We start from the raw sequence: 17,990 nt of genomic DNA, 5'->3' as shown, positions 1-17,990 counted from the left end.
GTCTTGAACTGTCAGCCCTATCTATGGTAAGCTGCACGGGCAAGACAGTTCTGAATCAAGGGCTTGCAGCGGCGGGCCTTCTGCGCCGCCACAGCCCGCTGACTATAGCATGTTGCCTTTTTTTCTGCAAAAGCAAAAAGAGGCGGCAGGGGATTTCAGGAGCGAGGAGCGGCAGCGGTGCAGATTTGCTGCTGGAAGAAATAACCGCAAAAGATGAAAATCACTGCTGACATATATCTTGGCGACTGCAAAGAGCAGCTCAAGCTGCTTGCCGACAACTCAGTTGACTTGATTGTCACCTCGCCGCCGTATGCCGATCAAAGGAAAAACACCTACGGCGGCGTTCATCCTGATGAATATGTCGAATGGTTTCTTCCTGTTTCTGAGCAGCTTCTGCGCGTTTTGAAACCGACAGGCACTTTTGTTCTGAATATCAAAGAAAAAGTGATCAATGGTGAGCGCAGCACTTATGTGATGGAATTGATTCTCGCCATGCGTAAGCAAGGTTGGCTATGGACAGAAGAATTCATTTGGCATAAGAAAAATTGCTATCCGGGAAAATGGCCGAACCGTTTTCGTGACGCATGGGAGCGGCTGCTGCAATTTAACAAGAGCAGAAAATTTCACATGTATCAAGAAGAAGTGATGGTGCCGATGGGTGTTTGGGCCAACTCTCGCCTAAAGAAACTTTCCGATACTGATAAAATCAGAGACAATTCAAAAGTTGGCAGCGGCTTTGGCAAGAATATTTCCAACTGGCTTGACAGGGATAAAGCCTATCCGACCAATGTTCTGCATTTGGCAACAGAATTCGGCAATAAGAAGCACAGCGCGGCATTTCCAGAATCTTTGCCGGAATGGTTCATTAAACTTTTTACAAAAGAAAATGACACAGTTCTTGATCCGTTTATGGGTTTTGGAACAACATTGATCGTTGCTAACCGGATGCAGAGAAATTCCATAGGCATTGACATCATGTCTGAATATTGCGAAGCGGCAAAAAAACAACTGAGGCCGGTCACGCTTTGTTTGTTTGAGCCAAAGAAAAATTATGAACAAGATAAATCTGCACGAGGTCTCGGAATACGTCGGTCAGAATATTGGAATCTTTCATCAGAAGCGGATTCGCAGCCTTGATGTCCTGAAGCTGTCTCATGTTTTGAAAAGAAAGAATCCTTATCTGTTCCGAGCCAAGCATGTGTTGACTGCTGAACAGATTGTAAAAAGTCTGGTTGATGCGCATATCTCTTCCAACGAGGAAACGCTCTTCGGCGACTGGCTGGAAGGTCTCGCCCTGTTTATCAATGAACGGGTTTATGGTGGATGGAAATCAGGGATTTCCGGGATTGATCTTGAATTTGATGACGACGGCGTGAGAAATATTGTCGCCATCAAGTCCGGGCCAAATTGGGGCAACAGTTCTCAGATTGCAAAAATGCGGCTGGATTTCAAGATCGCCCAAAAAACACTGCGAACTAGCAATTCAGGCTTGCGCATTGTCGCTGTCAACGGCTGCTGTTACGGCAGAGACAGCAGGCCGGACAAGGGAGATTATTTCAAATATTGCGGCCAACGGTTTTGGGAGTTCATTTCCCGCGAAAGCGAATTATACACAACAATTGTTGAACCGCTCGGATATAAAGCAAAAGACAAAAACGAAGAATTTGCAGCGTCCTATTCGCAGATGATTAACAGATTCACAAAAGAGTTTATGGATTCGTTCTGCAAAGACAGCGGAAAAATCGCTTGGGACGAGCTGGTGCGTTTTAATTCTTCTGCTAAATATTTTTTTCTGGTATATATAAATGACAGCAAAATTATCTACTTGTAAAGCGGTTCGCATTAAGACGGATTCCACAGAGAAAATTCTTTCTAAAGAGCAGAAGAAGTTTAATATGCTCATCAAAAAGATAGAAAAGAAGAAAATTCTTTTTAAAGAATGGGAAAATGCTGTTCGTATTTTTCGGCATGAGATTAGCTCTGAAAACAACAAGGCGTATGACGAGCATGACAAGCATTTAACTACTCTTGTCTGCCTTCTTGATGCCGCCTACTCTAACAAAATTTTTACAAAAACAGAGAAAAATAAAATTAAACACATGATTATTTCTGTCGTTGAAGACATGATGTCAGACGGCGGAACGGAGGAAGCGATAACTATATATAATAAATACAATACAGCTGCTTCTCAATTTGACGAGCAGCTTCTTGATCAGCAAGTTGGCGAGATGATGAAATCTATGTTTGAGGAGATGTTGGGTGTTAAACTTGACGAAGATGCAGATGTCAGCTCGCCGGAAAAATTCAGCGAGGCATTAAACGAAAAATTGAAGCAACGGGAACGGCTTGCGGAAGAAAAGCGCAGCAAGCGGAAAAAGACCGCCAAGCAAATGGAAAAAGAGGAGCGGCTAAAGCAACAGGAACAGGATGTCAGCAAATCGATTCAAGAGATTTACCGTAAGATGGTTGCCGCTCTGCATCCTGACCTTGAGCAGGACGAATCTGAAAAAGTGAGGAAAACTAAAATTATGCAAGAGGTGAATGCCGCGTATGCGGAGAAAAATTTATTGCGTTTATTTGAGCTGCAATTGGAGCTTGAGCATATTGATCAGGATCATCTTGGCAATATAGCGGAAGAAAAGTTAAGACTCTTCAACAAAATTCTGCAAAGCCAGCTTAAAGAGCTGGAGCAGGAAGTGTCTTTCATTGAGAGGCAGGCAAAAATGGAAATTGATTGGATTCCGTTCTTTTTGTCGCCGGATCAGTTTTTGGAGAAATTGCGTCAAAATGTTGAAAATATAAAGAAAGGTATTGTTAAAACAAAAGAATATATAGAGCGGTTTGCATCGCATCAGGAGCTGAAAGCGTTCCTGAAAACCTACAAAATCCCGCGTCAGCAGCCGCAGTATTTTTGAAAAAATTGACTGCTTGCGACAAAATGCAGCAAACAAAGAGGAATGCTATGAAACAAAATGCCAGAAACACCCTTGCCGCCCTGCTGCTGACCGCCCTTTCCTGCTCTTCCGCGTGGGCAAAATTCGAGCTGCCGGATCACGTTTATACGGCCATCCAATGGAAAACAGCGCAGGAACAGGCAATAAGCAGCAAGAAAGCCTTGGCTTTTGTCGGCACGGACAAAGAAACCACCTGCCCGATCGCCACTGCTGCCAGCTTGGATGTCTTCAACGGGCTGAAAGATTCCAGCGTGCTGGTGTATCTTGAGCAGGACGATTTAGATGTCGTGCCGAAAATTGCCGCTGACGCGCTGGATTCCGAAGCGGCTGGCAAGTATATTCCAAAAACAGCAGTGGTGAGTGCTGATCTGAGCAAGCTGATTCTTGTTCTTTCTGATGCGGAACCAGCGCAGCGGGCGGAGAAGATCAAGGCGGCGGAGGCGGAAATCAGCAGCTATTTGCAGAAAAATAACTAAGCAGCACAGTTTTTCCTTCTAATTCAAACGTGATCAAGGAGATTTGAACTATGGCAAGCGACAAAGTCATCAACGTCACAGACAGCGCATTTGAAAGCGCAGTCATCAACAGCGACCTGCCCTGCTTGGTGGACTTCTGGGCGCCTTGGTGCGGCCCCTGCAAGGCCATCGGGCCAGTCATTGACCAGCTCGCCGATGAATTTGACGGCAAGGTGAAAATTGCCAAGATGAATGTGGACGACAATCCCGAAACACCCGGCAAATTCAGCATCAGGGCCATCCCGACTCTGATTCTGTTCAAGAACGGCGAAAAGCTGGACACCATCACCGGCGCAGTGGGCAAAGGCCAGCTCGTGGCTCTGCTCAACAAGGCGGTCTGAACTAGCCAGCAGCGCAGTCTCCGGGGCGCGCCGCGCTCCGGGGGCAAAATTTCATTGCGGAAATTTTTTATGAACAAGCCAGATTATCAGCTGATCATCGTCGGCGGCGGCCCTGCTGGACTGACTGCCGGGCTGTACGCGGCGCGGGGGCGGATCAAGACCTTGCTGATCGAAAAAGGGGCGACCGGCGGCCAGGTGCTGCTCACGGACTGGGTGGACAACTACCCGGCCTTGGCCGAAGGTCTGAGCGGTTTTGAGCTGATCGACAAGATGACCGCCCACACCGAACGCTTCGGGCTGGAAAAGAAGTTTGCGGCGGTGGAATCGCTGGATTTGCAGGGTGATCTGAAAAAAGTCCGGCTGGATTCCGGCGAAACTCTGACCGCACAGGCGGTGATCCTCTGCACCGGGGCTAAGCCGCGCCAGATCGGAGTGCCGGGCGAGGCCGAGCTGCAAGGCAAAGGCGTGTCCTATTGCGCCACCTGCGACGGCCCCTTTTACCGCGATCAGGAAATCGCGGTGGTTGGCGGCGGCAACACTGCCATCCAAGAGGCCATTCATTTGACCAAATTTGCAAAAAAAGTCACGGTCATTCACCGCCGCGACAGCCTGCGGGCCACGGCGATTCTGCAAGAAAAAGCCTTGGCCAACGAAAAAATCAGCTTCATCTGGAACGCGCAGGTGAGCGAAATTGTCGGCAAGGAGAGCGTCGAGGCCGTCAAGATCCGCCACAATGACGGCTATAGCTCCGTCCTGCCGGTGACCGGCATTTTCGTGCTCATCGGCGTGAAGCCGAACAATGAGGCACTGCCGCTGGACCAGCTCCAGACCGACGCGGAGGGCTTCCTGCTCACCGACAGCGAAATGAGCTGCCCCGGCCTGCCCGGCGTGTATGCCGCCGGCGACATCCGCAGCAAAAAATTCCGTCAGATCATCAACGCCGCTGGCGAGGGCGCGAACGCCGAACTTTCCGCTGAACATTACCTCGGCACCCTGCCGGGCTGAATCAACAACCATGCCTCAGAACGCCGCCATGCCGAATGCCGAACGCCGTCCTCTTTTCCTGCCTAAACGATTCATCGCCTGCGCGCTGCTGGCCGCCGTCAGTCTTTCCCTCAGCGGCTGCGGCACGATGAAAGACATGTTCAGCTCGTGGAGCTTCGGCTCCGGCAATGAGGACGAGATTGAACCGGCGGATGTCTTGGCGGCCAAGGGCATGGAAGCCTACCGGGTCGCCAACTACTCTGACGCGCTCAAGTCGTTTCAAGAGATCACCGACCGCCATCCCTTCAGCCCGCAGGCCCTGCTGGCCGAGCTGAAGGCGGCGGACTGCCAGTATTACAGCGGCAAATACGCCGAGGCCAAGGAATTTTACAAAACCTTTGAGGAGCGGCACCCCACCAACGAGGCTGTTCCCTACGTCATGTTTCAGATCGGCATGTGCGATATCTCCCGCGCCGACCGGATTGACCGCGACCCTACCGGCGCACGCGACGCGGTGCAGTCTTTTTCCCGGCTGCTGCGCGTTCATCCTGACTCGCCTTACACCAAAGAGGCCAAGGCCCGGATGCGCGAAGCCAAAGAATTCATCGCCAGCCATGAGTATTTTGTCGCGGTCTTCTATGTCCGCACTAAAAAATATGAACAGGCCAAGCACCGGCTGAAATATCTGATTGCCACACAGCCGGAGGCCGCTGTCCTGCCCAAGGCCAAAGAGCTGCTGGCCAAGCTGGAGGCGGGCGAGCCGCCCAAATGGGGCATTGAGAAATGGCTGCCGGATTGGAAGCTGCCAAGCTGGGGCAAGAGCGAGGTTTTCGAGCAGACGGGCAAAGAGGCGGAAAATTCCGCCCAATAACCGCATGAGCCTGCTGGAAAGCGAGGAGCTGCTTGAGCTGCTGCAACGGCAGCGGCTGATCAACGAGCAGCAGAAGCAGTTTGTCCTCAAGCACCGGGAGCGGCAGAAGCTGCTGCTGCTCAAGCAGCAGGGCGGCCAGAAGTCCGCAGTCGGCCCGGCGGGATCAGGCTATCCTGACCTGGCCGACATCATCGCCTCGATGAAGCTGGAGATTCCCGGCGGGAAGAAAAAAATCCTCACCGAGGAAATGGTGATGCGGACAGTGGCGCATCATTGCAGCATTCCCTTCAAAAAGCTCGACCCGCTCGAATTGGACATTGAGGTCGTCACCAAGACGATTCCCCGCTCTTTCGCTCTCAGCCATCTGATTCTGCCCTTTGAAGTCCGCAACGGCGTGCTGCAAGTTGTCACCTACAATCCAGACAACAAGAGCGCGCTGGAGGACATCGAGCAGGTCAACCAAGTCAAGGTCAGCCCGTGGCTCAGCACGCGCTCGGACATCAAGAAAATCCTCGCTGAATTTTTCGGCTTTCAGCAGTCCATAACCGCAGCGGAAAGCCAGTTCAGCGGCATCGGCGGCAGCGCGGCGGTGGATATCGGCAATCTGGAGCAGTATGTCAAAATCTCCAGCGCCGAACTCAGCTCCACGGACCAGCACATCAAGGCGGCGGTCAATCATCTCTTCAAATATGCCATAGACCAGCGGGCCAGCGACATTCACATCGAGCCGAAGCGCGACTGTTGCATGATCCGCTACCGGATCGACGGCATCCTGCACACTATCTACAGGCTGCCCAAGGCCGTGCATTCAGCCATCACCTCGCGCATTAAAAGCCTCGCCCGCTTGGACATCGCTGAGAAGCGGCGGCCCCAGGACGGCAGAATCAAGATCAGCCAGCAGGAGGGCAAGGATGTCGAGCTGCGCGTCTCGACCATCCCGGTTTCTTTCGGCGAAAAAACCGTCATCCGCCTGCTGGACTCCTCCGTCATCTTTCAAAATCTGGACGAGATCGGTTTTTCCCAGCGCGACCGGGCCATTTATGACTCCTTCATGAAGGCCCATCACGGCATAGTCTTGGTCACCGGCCCAACCGGCAGCGGCAAATCCACCACCCTTTATTCGACGCTGAAAAAAATCGCCACGCCGGAGATCAATGTCATCACTGTGGAAGACCCGGTGGAGATGGTGCATGAGGAATTCAATCAGATTTCTGTGCAGCCGCAGATTGATGTCACCTTCTCCACTGTCCTGCGCCACATCCTCCGCCAAGATCCCGACGTGATCATGATCGGCGAGATCCGCGACCTCGCCACCGCCACCCATGCGGTGCAGGCCGCGCTCACCGGCCATCTCGTCTTTTCCACCCTGCACACCAACGACGCGGTCTCCACGGTCATCCGCCTGCAAGACCTTGGTTTGGAGCCGTTTCTCATCGCCTCGACCATGCTCGGCGCGCTGGCCCAGCGTTTGGTGCGCAAAATCTGTCCGCACTGCATCGAGGGCTATCAGGCCGACCTTGCTGAATTGCAGCGGATGGGCTTTCCTGTTTCCGGCGAGGGCAAAATCGAGCTGAAGCGCGGCAAGGGCTGCAAGGAATGCCGCAAAACCGGCTATTCCGGCAGAATGGGCGTGTTTGAAATCTTCCCCATGAGCGACCGGCTGAAAAAGCTGGTGACTGACAAGGCGGCGGATGCCGAGCTGCGTCAGGCCGCGATCCGCGAGGGCATGACCACCCTCAACGAGGATGCTTGGCAGAAGGTGAAAAATGGTCTGACCACTGTGGAGGAGGCGCGGCGGGTCTGCGGCGGCGACAGCTGAGGCGGCCTTCCGGTTTTGCGTGTATGCGGCGTTTTTTCTATCATCCCGGCGATGAGGCTGCCGGTTGCGTTGCCATCAGCGACGCAGAGGCGCACCACATCAGAACTGTGCTGCGGATGCGGCCCGGCGACACAGCGGAACTGCTTGACGGCGCAGGCGGCGCATTGACCGGCGAAATTGAGCGGATCAGCGCGGACAGCGTCTCCTTCCGCATCCTCAGCCGCCGCACCGAGCCGGAAAGCGGCAGCCCGCTGACCTTAGTCATGGCCCTGCTCAAAGGCAAAAAGATGGACAAGGTTGTCCAGAAAGCTGCGGAGCTGGGCGTGAGCCGCTTTGTCCCGGTCATCACCCGCTACTGCGAGCCGCAGGGCCGCGACAGCCAGCTGTTCGACCGCTGGCAGCGGATCATGCTTGAAGCCTGCAAGCAGTGCGGGCGGCTGCGGCTGATGGAAATCAGCCCGCCGCAGCCGCTGCACGGGCTGCATTTTCCGGCGGAAAGCCAAAAGATTATGCCGTGGGAGAATGAGACTGCCTCTTCCTTCGCCGCTGCCGGTGTGCAGCCGGGCCAGCCGCTGATCCTGCTGATTGGCCCGGAAGGCGGCTTTCATCCGGCGGAAGTCGAGCAGGCCAAGCACTGGGGTTTCCGCACTGTCTCGCTCGGCCCGCGTGTGCTGCGGGCAGAAACCGCCGCTGTCGCCGCAGCCGCGCTGGCGCAGCATCTGCTCGGCAACCTTGAACCTCCTGAACATCCAATATTTTATTAAGCATGGCCCTGAGAAAAATCGTCACCCATCCCCATCCCGTGCTGCGCGAGCAGGCGGCGGCAATCACTGAATTCAACGCCGAGCTGCGGCAATTGGCCCAAGACATGGCCGAAACCATGTACGATGCCGAAGGCGTGGGGTTGGCCGGCAATCAGATCGGCGTGGCCCGCCAGATCGCGGTGATTGACATTTCAGCCAGCGAGGAGGAACGGAAGCACCTCGTGCTGATCAATCCGGCACTTTCCGAAGGCGAGGGCTGCGAGAGCGGCAAAGAAGGCTGCCTGAGCGTGCTGGAGTATAACGCGAAGGTCGAGCGCTTCAAAAAAATCCGCGTCACCGCCCAAGATGTTGAAGGCAGGCCGCTGGATTTCGTCGCCGAAGACCGCTTCGCCCGCATCATCCAGCACGAGGTGGATCATCTGCACGGCACCTTGTTCATTGACCGCATCAGCAGGCTGAAGCAGGATATGTACAAGCGGAAGCTGAAGAAACTGCTGGAGAAGAAATAGGCACTTGAATCAGTGCCGGAACGTGCTTGAACCGCGCAAAAAGGCGGTTGAGCGGAGCCGAAACCGCCTTCGGCTCCGCTCAGGCGGCTGGAGCGGCTACTCCAACGGATACGAGCAGGGCAGCCCCTGCCAGGTGGTGAACTCCAGCTTGCCGTTCTGCATGGCGGTGATGTAGTCCGGCGTGAGGGGAATTTTGCCTTTGCCGCCTGGCGCGTCGAGCACAAACTTGGGTACGGCCATGCCGGAGACCGTGCCGATGAGCTGACGCATGATCGCCAGCCCGTCCTTGACCGGAGTGCGGAAATGGCTGGTGCCTTTGGTCAAATCCGCCTGCATCAGGTAATACGGTTTGACCCTCAGCCGCAGCAGGCCGCAGAACAGCTCGCGCAGTGTTTCGGCGGAATCATTCACTCCTTGCAGGAGCACGGTCTGGCAGCCGAGCGGAATGCCCGCGTCGGCGAGGAGCGTGCAGGCGCGGGCCGCTTCTGCGGTCAGCTCCGCCGGGTGGTTGAAATGGGTGTTGATGTAGAGCGGATGAAACTGGCGCAGCATGGCGCAGAGTTCCGGCGTGATGCGCATCGGCAGGGTGCAGGGCGTGCGGGTGCCGATGCGGATGACCTCGATGCTCGGCACCTCGCGCAGCCGCCGCAGGATGCTCTCCAATCGCGCATCGGCCAGCAGGAGCGGGTCGCCGCCGGAAATCAGCACCTCGCGCACCGACGGCGTGCGGCGAAGGTAATCCAGCGCGGCGGCGAAGCCTGTCTCGCTGAACTGCATGGCCGCGCCGCCGACCTTGCGCTTGCGGGTGCAGAAACGGCAATACATCGCGCACTGGCTGCTGACTAAAAGCAGCACCCGGTCCGGGTATTTATGCACCAAATTCGGCGACGGACTGAGGTTTTCCTCACCGAGCGGGTCATCCATGCCAACCGGATCATCCAGTTCGCGCAAATCCGGCACCGCTTGAAGCCGCAGCGCGTCGCACTGTTTGATCAGCTTCAAATAATACGGTGTGATCCGCATCGGATAGCGGGTGATGACCGCCTCGACGGCCTTTGGATCGCAGCCCAGTTCGCGGGCCAGCTCCTCGCCGTCGCTGACGCTGTTTTGCAATTCTTCCTGCCAAGTCATGGCCGGGCCGTCATTTGATCGTGTCATAATGCCCGCCGATGGCGAAAATGCAGATGCGCTGCTCGTCAAAGGTGTAAATCAGGCGGTCTTTATGGGAGATTCTGCGTGACCACAAACCGGAAAGATTGTGTCTCAGGGCCTCCGGCTTGCCTGTGCCCTGCGCCGGGTCATTCCTCTGCATTTCCTGCAAAATGCGGCAGAGATTCTTGTGAACAGCCTTGTCCTTGCTGCGCAGCTTTTCGTATTCCTCCCATGTGCCGCCTTCAAAAACGATTGATCTCATCAAGCTGCTCCTGCGTGGGGCAATAGCCTTCCCCTTTGTGGTGCGATGCCGACGACTGCTTGATCTGCCGCATCAGGCTGGCGTTTTGCAGAACATAAAGAGTTTCCTGAAGCTGCTCCCAGTCTTCCGCGCTGACAACCACGAAATCATTTCCCTGCTTGCGGGTCACGCGCAGCGGCTCGTGATCGGCAGCAGCTTGATCAGCGCAGCTTTTCAGGGAGGCTCTGAATCTGTTGACAGTGATTTCGCGCATGATGGTCTGCCGTGAAATATCAGTGGTGAAGATGACTGTACTGTGACACAGTACAGCATAGGCTGTTTTTCAGCAAGTTTTTCCTGATCGCTGCTTGCAGGCGCGGCTCTTTTTTCAAGCTCGACATCCCCCTGCTTTGGTGGTATATCCTTGCATTGCTTCTCTTTGCTGAATTCTATCCGCCGTTTTCGCACATGCCTGACAACACCGCCCGCCTGCTCGAATATCTTGCCGCGCTGACCAAACTCGGCAGCAAAGCTGTCTTCAGCCTTGATGACTACGAACGGGTTTTCTGGCTGCACAGCCTGCCCCGCGAATCGCCGCTCTGCTTGGAAAGCGGAAGAGCAAGACGATGACCTCTGGCTGACTGTAAAAAAAGCTCCGCCGCGAGCCGCTGCGCCTCAGCCTCCTGATGACAGTGTTCTCTGGTTGCGGCAATATGCGTCGGCAGATTGCAAGGAACCGCCGAAGCTGGAGCCGTCTGTCATCCTTGACTGCGCTAAAACCAATTCGGAGAGTGAAGCGGAACCAGTCAGAACATTGCATCTGAAGGATTTTCCGGCAGTTCAAGAGCCGTGGCTGCCTTGGGCCGAGGACGATCCTGTCCGGCAGGCGTACAAAGAGCTGTTCCTGCTGCATCAGGAGCTGCAAAAAAGCGGCGAGCAGTCTGAGCTGGTTTTGGGGCTGGGCCTGCTGCGCTGGCGGAACAGCGGCGGCAAGGAAATCAAACGGCACATGGCGGTTGCCGGAGTTTCCTTGGTTTTTGAGGCGGAAAAAGGGCTGTTCACAGTTCGGCAGGACAGCGACAAGGCCGAGATTGAGTTGGACATGCTCGACGATCAGCCGCTTGATGCCCGCAGTCTGATTGCTGAAGGCCGGGCCGCAGTCAGCACGGCAGTCTATGACCGCTCCGGGCTGGATGCTGTTCTGCGCAAGATTGCCCATTCCTTGGGAGCAGGCGGACAGGGAGAATATCAACCTGATCGTCTGGAGCCTGCGCAGCAGCCAAGCAAGGACAGACCGCTGCTGGAATATGCTCCGGCCTTGATTTTACGGAAACGCAGTCAGCGCGGGCTTGATCAGCTTCTGACCGAACTGAAGGCCCAGCCTGCTGAAAGGCTGATAGGGTTCGGGCCGCTCTGCGGCATTCTCCCGAAAAATCCGCCTGTTCAGTTCCCGCCAGATTGGGAGGGCCAGCCTCCCGGCGAGTTGTATTTTCCTCTGCCCGCCAATGAGGAGCAGAAGAAAATCATCCGCACCTTGGACATGCAGGCCGGGGTGCTTGTGCAGGGGCCGCCCGGCACCGGCAAATCTCACACCATCGCCAATCTCATCTCGCATCTGCTGGCAACCGGCCAGCGAATTTTAGTGACCGCAAAGACGAAACAGGCGTTGCAGGTGCTGCATGGCAAGTTGCCGGAAGAGCTGCGGCCTCTTGCCATCAGTTTGTTGGGAGAGGAAAAAAGCTCGCTGGCCCGGAGCGTGGAGGGCATCCTTGACAAATGGAAAGACTGGGATGAATCCGAGAACCGCCGCCGCACAGATGAGCTGGAAGCGCGGCTTCATGCCTCACGCAAGGCCAAGGCTGCCGCTGAACAGCAGATTCTCGCCTTGCGCGAACAGGAGACCTTCAAGCATCAGCTCGCCGGTGGCCGCTGTTCCGGCACTGCCGCCGAAATTGCCCGCCAGCTCCGCAGCGATGCGGACAACTTTGCTTGGTTCACAGATTCCATTCCCGCAGATGCGCCGCTGCCTTTGGCAGGCAATGAGGCTGATTTCCTTCGCAAATATTTTGCCGAAATTTCTCAGGCTGACGAAAAGGAGCTGACCTTGCAGCTTCCTGCCTCGGAAACGCTGCCGCCAGTCAGCAAGGTGGAGGCGGCTTTTCAAAAAGAAGCTGCGGCCAAGGAAAAGGCTGCGCCGGGAGCAAAACGTCTGCAACACGGATCAGGGGCAACGCTTCTTTTCCTTGGAGAAAACGGCAAGGAGGCGGTGCGCTCCCTGCATCAGCAGGCGCAGGACATGGCGGCAGCTTTTCGCACACTGCGGCAGAAGCCGATGCCGTGGATAGACAAGGCGGCGGATGATGTGCTGGCCGGTAAAAGCAGGATTTGGCGGGAGCTGCTGAAGCTCTCGCAGGAAAGTGTCAGCGGTCTTGAAGAGTTGGCGGCCAAAAAAAGCAAAGCGGCTGACGTTGAGATTCCGCCGGACATCAACCGAAAAGCCCTGCTGTCCGCTGTCAAGGAATTGCATGAGCATTTCAAAGCAGGCGGAACAGCGGGCCGCTGGATTTTCAAACCAGAGGCGGTACGCAAGCATGGCGGCATGGTCAGCCAAGTCAAAGTGGACGGGCAGGACTGTCTCAGCTTGGAGCCGCTGGAAAAACTCGTTGCTTGGCTGACTGTTGAGCAGCAGCTTGATCAGGCTTGGTCTTGCTGGCAAGGTAGGGCGAAGCGTGATTCTGGCCCGTTCCGCTTGCAGCTTGTTCAATTGGATGAAATGCACAAGGCACTGGAGAATGCGCTTCGGCTGCGCCAGACGCAGAAGCAGGTGCGGACGGCGGCAGAAGCCTGCGGGCTGAACGTGGAAAAATGGACTGAAGCAGCCATGCTGGAGCTGGCCGAAGATTGCCAAGCGGTTCTGGCTTGGTTGCATCAGGAGCAGATAAGCAGCTCAATCAATAAGTTGCAGTGTCGTTTTGCTGAGTTGGCCAAGAATCCCAAAGCGCATCCTGTAGCTGGACAGCTTGCCGCCAGCATTGCTGAACGGGACAGTGCCGCGTATGCCCGTCTGCTTGGGGAACTTGACGCTCTGGCCAAGAAAGCAAAACAGATGCAGGCAAAACAGCAAATTATTGCAAAAATGGCTGAATTTGCGCCTCATTTGGCGGCAGAGCTGAACAGCGGGCGTGAATGGCAGCTCTGGCCGCAGCGTCTGGCACAACTGGAAGAGGCATGGACTTGGGCGCAGGCATCCTCATGGCTGAAGAAATTTCTGCAAACTGATCTGTCCGCCCTGCTGCGGCAGAGCCAGCGGCTTGAGGAGGAAATACAGCGTGATCTTGGCAAATTAGCCGCAGAAAAGGCATGGAGCTGCTGTTTTGAGCGGATGAGCGATATGCACCGCAAGCATTTGACTGCTTGGCCAAAGGCAATGCAGAAAATTGGAAAAACAGGAAAAGGGAAATTTGTTTCCGTCTATCGAAGAGATGCTCAATATCACCTCAGCCAGTTCCGGGATGCTGTGCCCGCGTGGATTATGCCCTTGCATCAGGTGTATGAGACAGTCAATGCTGGAAGCGGATTGTTTGACATCATAATCGTGGATGAGTCTTCACAGTGCGGCCCGGAAGCCCTGCCGCTCTTCCTGCTTGGCAAACGCCTGATTGTGGTCGGCGACGATAAACAGGTCAGTCCAGATTCCGTGGGTATAGAGAAGGAGCAGGTGCATCATCTCATGCGCACATGGCTGCATGATTTTCCTTTTGCTAAGTCCTTTGACCTTGAGACAAGCCTCTTTGATCATGCTGATGTTCTTTTCAGTGGGAAAAATCAAAAAATTACTCTACTGGAGCATTTCCGCTGTATGCCGGAAATCATCCGCTTCAGCAGCAAACTCTGTTACAAGGGCGATCTGGTTCCACTTCGCCGCTATTTGCCTGACCGCTTGGAGCCGCTGCAATCGGTCTTTGTGGAAACTGGCTATCGGGAAGGGGACGGCCAGCGGGTCATCAACCGGCCTGAAGCTGAAGCCATTGCTGAGACCGTGAAAAAATGCTGTTCAGATGAGCGGTATCAGGGCAAATCAATTGGTGTGGTTGTTCTGCAAGGCGCAGCGCAGGCTGATCTGATTCAAGGCTTGCTGGTGGAAACTATTGGCGCGGAAGAAATGCAGAAACGCAAGGTCATTTGCGGCAATCCGCCCAGCTTTCAGGGGGATGAGCGGGACATCATTTTTCTCAGCATGGTGGCCGCGCCGAATGCCAGATTCACATCCTTGCCCGTGCCTGAGCCTGGAGAGACAAACCAATACGCGCAACGTTTCAATGTCGCCGCCAGCCGGGCGCGGGATCAGATGTGGCTTTTTCACTCATTGACGCTCAACGAGCCTCGTTTGGGAAGCAACTGCCTGCGGCGCAGGCTGCTGGAGCATTTTCAGAACAAGGATGCCCCGAATGGCGACATTCAATGTCTAAACATTGAGGAACTTGAGGAACTGCGGCTGAAGGCGCATCAGGCGGACAGAAAGACAGAATCCGCGCCCAAACTCAAACGTTTTGATTTTGATAGCTGGTTTGAGGTGGATGTTACCCTTCAGATTGCAGGACAAGGATACTGCGTTGTTCCGCAGTATGAATTCGCAGGCAGACGAATTGATTTGGTGATTCAGGGCAGCAAGGCGCAACTGGCGGTGGAGTGCGACGGCGACTATTGGCACGACTTGAAAAGCTATCCCGCTGATTTGGCCCGGCAGCGGCAGCTCGAACGCTGCGGCTGGCAGTTCTTCCGCATCCGCGAATGCCTCTATTACGCCGACGCAGACAAGGCTCTTGCGCCGCTCTGGCCGCTGCTGGAGCGCATAGGGATAGAGGTCGCCGGATCATGATGCAAGGCGTGCTCGGCGAGCCAAATTTCTATACCCGAAAAAAGGCTTGCCTGTCCCGCGCATCTTCATTAATGTTCGGGGCATTCAATATTCTGCCCTGCAATCAAGCCGCTGAATCCTGCCGAGACGCCATCATGACCCTGCCCCGCATGACGACAGAAATTCTTCCAGACATTCAAAATATGGGGGATTCCAGAGGAATAGCCATCAACAAGGTGGGGATTAAAAAATTTAGGCTGCCGGTCTATGTGCAGGATCAGCAGCACAAAGGCCAGCATACCGTGGCTGAATGCAGCATGTACGTCAATCTGCCCTGCGATTTCAAGGGCACGCACATGTCCCGCTTTGCCGAGATACTTAATACGGATGAGTTTGCCATCACCCTGCAATCTCTGAAAGACACGCTGCTGAAGATGACCCAGCTCCTCGATGCCAGAGATGCCTATCTGGAATTGAGCTTCTGCTATTTCATCAAAAAAACTGCGCCTGTCTCCGCCATCACCAGCATGATGGATTACAAAGTCACCCTTATGGGCGAGCTGGTGGACGGCAGATATGCGGTATTCATCAAAACCGTGGTGCCGATCACCAGCCTTTGTCCGTGCTCAAAGGAAATTTCGCAGTACGGCGCGCACAATCAGCGTTCTTATGTCACGGTGACAGTGGAGCTGAAGAAATTCGTCTGGATTGAGGAAATCATCAGAATTGTCGAACAGGCTGGATCCTGCGAGGTCTATGGCATACTCAAGCGGCCAGATGAGAAATACGTCACCGAGAAAGCCTACGAGAATCCGAAGTTTGTTGAGGACATCGTCCGGGATATTGCGGTGCAGCTCAATGCCGACGAGCGCATCGTCGCGTATGAAGTGGAGTCTGAGAATGTGGAGTCCATCCACAATCATTCCGCCATCGCGGTGATCACCCGCGACAAGCGGCAGCAGGCGCCCTGAAACTTATTTCCGTTTCGGCTTTTTCTTGCTCTGCCTGCTGATCACCGCCCGCTTTCCGGCTGAAGCCTTGGCCGGTCTTTTTGCGTGCACTGCCGGTTTGTGGGCCGCAGCCGCCCGCTTCGGCACGCCGCCATTCCGCAGCAGCTCCAGCACTTGACCGCGCTTGTTGCCCCATTGATTGAGGAGGATCACGTAGGCCCTGCCGTCATCCAAATATCCGGCGTAATTATAAACGCCGCTCATGGTTCCTGATTTGCCCGGCACGCCGCCATGTTTGCGCAGCAGCCAGGCATGAGGCCGGAACGCCCGCAGCACCTCCAGCATCGCCCGCGCCGTGACCCGGTTGGTGCGGCAGAGGCCGGAGCCGTCGCGGTGGGCAATGTCAGCGGCGGTCTTTGCGCCAAGCTGCCGCTCCAGCTCCTGCCGCACAGCCTGATTCGCCTTGCCCCACGTGGCGGGCCAGCCGAATTTCTCCGCGCCAACAGCCAGATACACCAGATTGGAAATGTAGTTTGACGAAAATTTGAGGAAGGAGGAGGTCAGCTCCTGCAAGTTCTTGCTGCTGCGGTGCTCGTAGATCAGGCGGGCTGTGGGCGGCGTTGGTTTCAGCGCAAGCTGGCCTTGGCCGGGAATGCCCGCCTCCTCTTGCAGGGCGCGGAAGAGCTGGGCGGCGTAGCGGGCCATTTCGCGGTCGGCGTTGCAATTGCCCCGGCAGATGTTGATCCGGCGGCTGCCTGCTGACAAACCTTGAGCCGCTTCCGTCATCAGCGGCAGAAAGGGGGTGTTCGGCTCGCCGGAGAAGACAAGGCCCTCCCGCGTCATCCGCACCGGCACGCTGTTGAAATTGACCGCTGTCGGCCCCACCGGCGCGTCGTAGGGATTGTCGCTGAACTCGCTGCCCGGCGACTGATGTTCAAGGGCGAATTGGGATGCGTCGATGTAGATGTTTCTGACCTGCCGCAGGCCGCGCAGTTTGAGCGCATTGAAAATACTGCGGATTTCCTCCGGGATCAGCATCGGGTCGCCGAAGCCTTGGATGTAGAGGCTGTCCTCCGCGTCCGTGTAAAAGCGGGTCTTGAAGCGGTAGTCCGGCCCCAAGACAGACAGCGCGGCCAGCGCGGTCGGCACTTTGAGGATGCTGGCCGGAATGTAGGGCGTGTCAAGATTGCAGCCCTCGACGATGTTGCCTTGCAGGTCAGCGACCGCATACGCGCCGTTCTGAATCAGCCCGGCGTAGGGCGGCGGGCAGCCTGCGGCAAGGGCGGTTTGGCTGGCGGCAAGCAGCAGAGCAAGAAAGAGATAAAATATATAGGAACGCATTTGTGTGCTGCTTGGGTGGATGCTGGCTGCGGCAGGAGGGTTGAAGGCAGGATGAAAAAAGTTGAGGGAGAACATTGCTCTTCCCTCAACGTTTTATGCACTTGCAGGATTTAGGAGATTATTCCAGTGCGACGTGGACAAAGTTTGTCACAAAGGGCACTATGGATATCTCTCCAGTCGCATAATATGTCCTTCCTTGATAGCTGCTCATCTTCATGTAATAGGTTCCGGCAGCTAAATTTATAGAATTCCATTTTTTTTCCTGTTTGAAACTTATGCGATCTTTGCCGAGCCATCCTTCTTTGGTGATTTCATACAGATAGCCCGTGCAATTTTTTAGAATACCTATACTAGGATGAGAGCATGATTCAAAAAAAAGCTTTGTCAGCTTCTCTGGATTCAAGTCGGTACGGACAACAGCTATTTTACCAAAGTCTCTTTTTGTCTTCTCGATCCTAATAGGTTCCCTTTCGTCGGCATAACCAACAGAAACCTGAGCAATAATGATTGCGACAAGCAGCAGAATATATTTCTTCATGGCGGCACCCTCTTTTTGTTTATTTTATTCATAGCAGCATCTTTTAAAAGAATAGCATTGCCAAGCAATCTATGTCAAGGCTCGCTGTGAAAAAAGCTCCGATCACGCTGCTCAAACCTCCCTTGCTCTGACCTTCACAATCCTCACCAGCTC

At 54.9% G+C, this 17,990-nt stretch carries 18 protein-coding genes; 13 read left to right on the top strand and 5 right to left on the bottom strand.

All coding sequences use genetic code 11. The features are described 5' to 3' along the window. The first annotated feature begins 213 nt into the window (after positions 1 to 213). The 10 genes from ACNKH3_RS00440 (at position 214) to def (ending at position 8,757) form a co-directional block, all read left to right on the top strand. Positions 214 to 1,137: a DNA-methyltransferase gene (locus tag ACNKH3_RS00440; RefSeq protein ID WP_420207837.1), complete on the top strand. Its 924-nt coding sequence runs from the start codon at positions 214 to 216 to the stop codon at positions 1,135 to 1,137. Further along, positions 1,052 to 1,831: a PmeII family type II restriction endonuclease gene (locus ACNKH3_RS00435; RefSeq protein WP_420207836.1), complete on the top strand. Its 780-nt coding sequence runs from the start codon at positions 1,052 to 1,054 to the stop codon at positions 1,829 to 1,831. Before ACNKH3_RS00440 ends, ACNKH3_RS00435 begins: the two co-directional genes overlap by 86 nt. Next, positions 1,806 to 2,915, top strand: a complete 1,110-nt coding sequence (locus ACNKH3_RS00430; protein WP_420207835.1) for a hypothetical protein — start codon at positions 1,806 to 1,808, stop codon at positions 2,913 to 2,915. Before ACNKH3_RS00435 ends, ACNKH3_RS00430 begins: the two co-directional genes overlap by 26 nt. A gap of 47 nt (positions 2,916 to 2,962) precedes the next feature. After that, entirely contained in the window at positions 2,963 to 3,430 is a 468-nt protein-coding gene (locus tag ACNKH3_RS00425; RefSeq protein ID WP_420207834.1) for a hypothetical protein, read from the top strand. 50 nt (positions 3,431 to 3,480) lie between these two features. Then, positions 3,481 to 3,810, top strand: a complete 330-nt coding sequence (gene trxA, locus ACNKH3_RS00420; RefSeq protein WP_420207833.1) for a thioredoxin — start codon at positions 3,481 to 3,483, stop codon at positions 3,808 to 3,810. A gap of 69 nt (positions 3,811 to 3,879) precedes the next feature. Next, positions 3,880 to 4,815 (top strand): thioredoxin-disulfide reductase, encoded by a 936-nt coding sequence (trxB, locus tag ACNKH3_RS00415; RefSeq protein WP_420207832.1) that lies wholly within the window; start codon positions 3,880 to 3,882, stop codon positions 4,813 to 4,815. Positions 4,816 to 4,825: 10 nt separating this feature from the next. Next, on the top strand, positions 4,826 to 5,665 hold the full coding sequence (locus ACNKH3_RS00410; RefSeq protein ID WP_420207831.1) for an outer membrane protein assembly factor BamD: 840 nt from the start codon (positions 4,826 to 4,828) through the stop codon (positions 5,663 to 5,665). Positions 5,666 to 5,669: 4 nt separating this feature from the next. Continuing rightward, complete coding sequence (locus ACNKH3_RS00405) at positions 5,670 to 7,484, top strand: GspE/PulE family protein (protein WP_420207830.1); 1,815 nt, start codon at positions 5,670 to 5,672, stop codon at positions 7,482 to 7,484. A gap of 23 nt (positions 7,485 to 7,507) precedes the next feature. Continuing rightward, a complete protein-coding gene (locus tag ACNKH3_RS00400) occupies positions 7,508 to 8,248 on the top strand; it encodes a 16S rRNA (uracil(1498)-N(3))-methyltransferase (protein WP_420207829.1) in 741 nt (246 codons plus the stop codon). A gap of 2 nt (positions 8,249 to 8,250) precedes the next feature. After that, positions 8,251 to 8,757 (top strand): peptide deformylase, encoded by a 507-nt coding sequence (gene def, locus ACNKH3_RS00395; RefSeq protein WP_417915741.1) that lies wholly within the window; start codon positions 8,251 to 8,253, stop codon positions 8,755 to 8,757. A gap of 96 nt (positions 8,758 to 8,853) precedes the next feature. On the opposite strand, the gene ACNKH3_RS00390 is transcribed toward def, so the two are convergent. The 3 genes from ACNKH3_RS00390 to ACNKH3_RS00380 are packed head-to-tail and all read right to left on the bottom strand — an operon-like array spanning position 8,854 to position 10,424. Further along, on the bottom strand, positions 8,854 to 9,915 hold the full coding sequence (locus ACNKH3_RS00390; protein WP_420207828.1) for a KamA family radical SAM protein: 1,062 nt from the start codon (positions 9,913 to 9,915) through the stop codon (positions 8,854 to 8,856). Continuing rightward, complete coding sequence (locus ACNKH3_RS00385; RefSeq protein WP_420207827.1) at positions 9,899 to 10,171, bottom strand: Txe/YoeB family addiction module toxin; 273 nt, start codon at positions 10,169 to 10,171, stop codon at positions 9,899 to 9,901. The genes ACNKH3_RS00390 and ACNKH3_RS00385 overlap by 17 nt, the downstream gene beginning before the upstream one ends. After that, entirely contained in the window at positions 10,152 to 10,424 is a 273-nt protein-coding gene (locus tag ACNKH3_RS00380; protein ID WP_420207826.1) for a type II toxin-antitoxin system Phd/YefM family antitoxin, read from the bottom strand. The genes ACNKH3_RS00385 and ACNKH3_RS00380 overlap by 20 nt, the downstream gene beginning before the upstream one ends. A 194-nt stretch (positions 10,425 to 10,618) precedes the next feature. On the opposite strand from ACNKH3_RS00380, the gene ACNKH3_RS00375 reads away from it, so the two are divergent. The 3 genes from ACNKH3_RS00375 to folE2 all read left to right on the top strand — a co-directional run bounded on the left by ACNKH3_RS00375 (position 10,619) and on the right by folE2 (position 15,979). Further along, positions 10,619 to 10,780 (top strand): hypothetical protein, encoded by a 162-nt coding sequence (locus tag ACNKH3_RS00375; protein ID WP_420207825.1) that lies wholly within the window; start codon positions 10,619 to 10,621, stop codon positions 10,778 to 10,780. Positions 10,781 to 10,964: 184 nt separating this feature from the next. Further along, a complete protein-coding gene (locus tag ACNKH3_RS00370; protein ID WP_420207824.1) occupies positions 10,965 to 15,029 on the top strand; it encodes an AAA domain-containing protein in 4,065 nt (1,354 codons plus the stop codon). A 134-nt stretch (positions 15,030 to 15,163) separates the two neighbouring features. After that, complete coding sequence (gene folE2, locus ACNKH3_RS00365) at positions 15,164 to 15,979, top strand: GTP cyclohydrolase FolE2 (RefSeq protein ID WP_420207823.1); 816 nt, start codon at positions 15,164 to 15,166, stop codon at positions 15,977 to 15,979. Between the two features lie 3 nt (positions 15,980 to 15,982). Here folE2 and ACNKH3_RS00360 read toward each other — a convergent pair whose 3' ends face one another. Next, a complete protein-coding gene (locus tag ACNKH3_RS00360) occupies positions 15,983 to 17,299 on the bottom strand; it encodes a D-alanyl-D-alanine carboxypeptidase/D-alanyl-D-alanine-endopeptidase (protein ID WP_420207822.1) in 1,317 nt (438 codons plus the stop codon). A 118-nt stretch (positions 17,300 to 17,417) separates the two neighbouring features. Then, positions 17,418 to 17,837, bottom strand: a complete 420-nt coding sequence (locus ACNKH3_RS00355) for a hypothetical protein (protein WP_420207821.1) — start codon at positions 17,835 to 17,837, stop codon at positions 17,418 to 17,420. Positions 17,838 to 17,990 lie beyond the last annotated feature (153 nt).

The organism is Candidatus Electronema sp. JC, from assembly GCF_048287365.2.
Classification (GTDB): domain Bacteria; phylum Desulfobacterota; class Desulfobulbia; order Desulfobulbales; family Desulfobulbaceae; genus Electronema.
The sequence above is the reverse complement of the archived record's forward strand: the minus strand, read 5'-3'. Positions and strand labels throughout refer to the sequence as shown.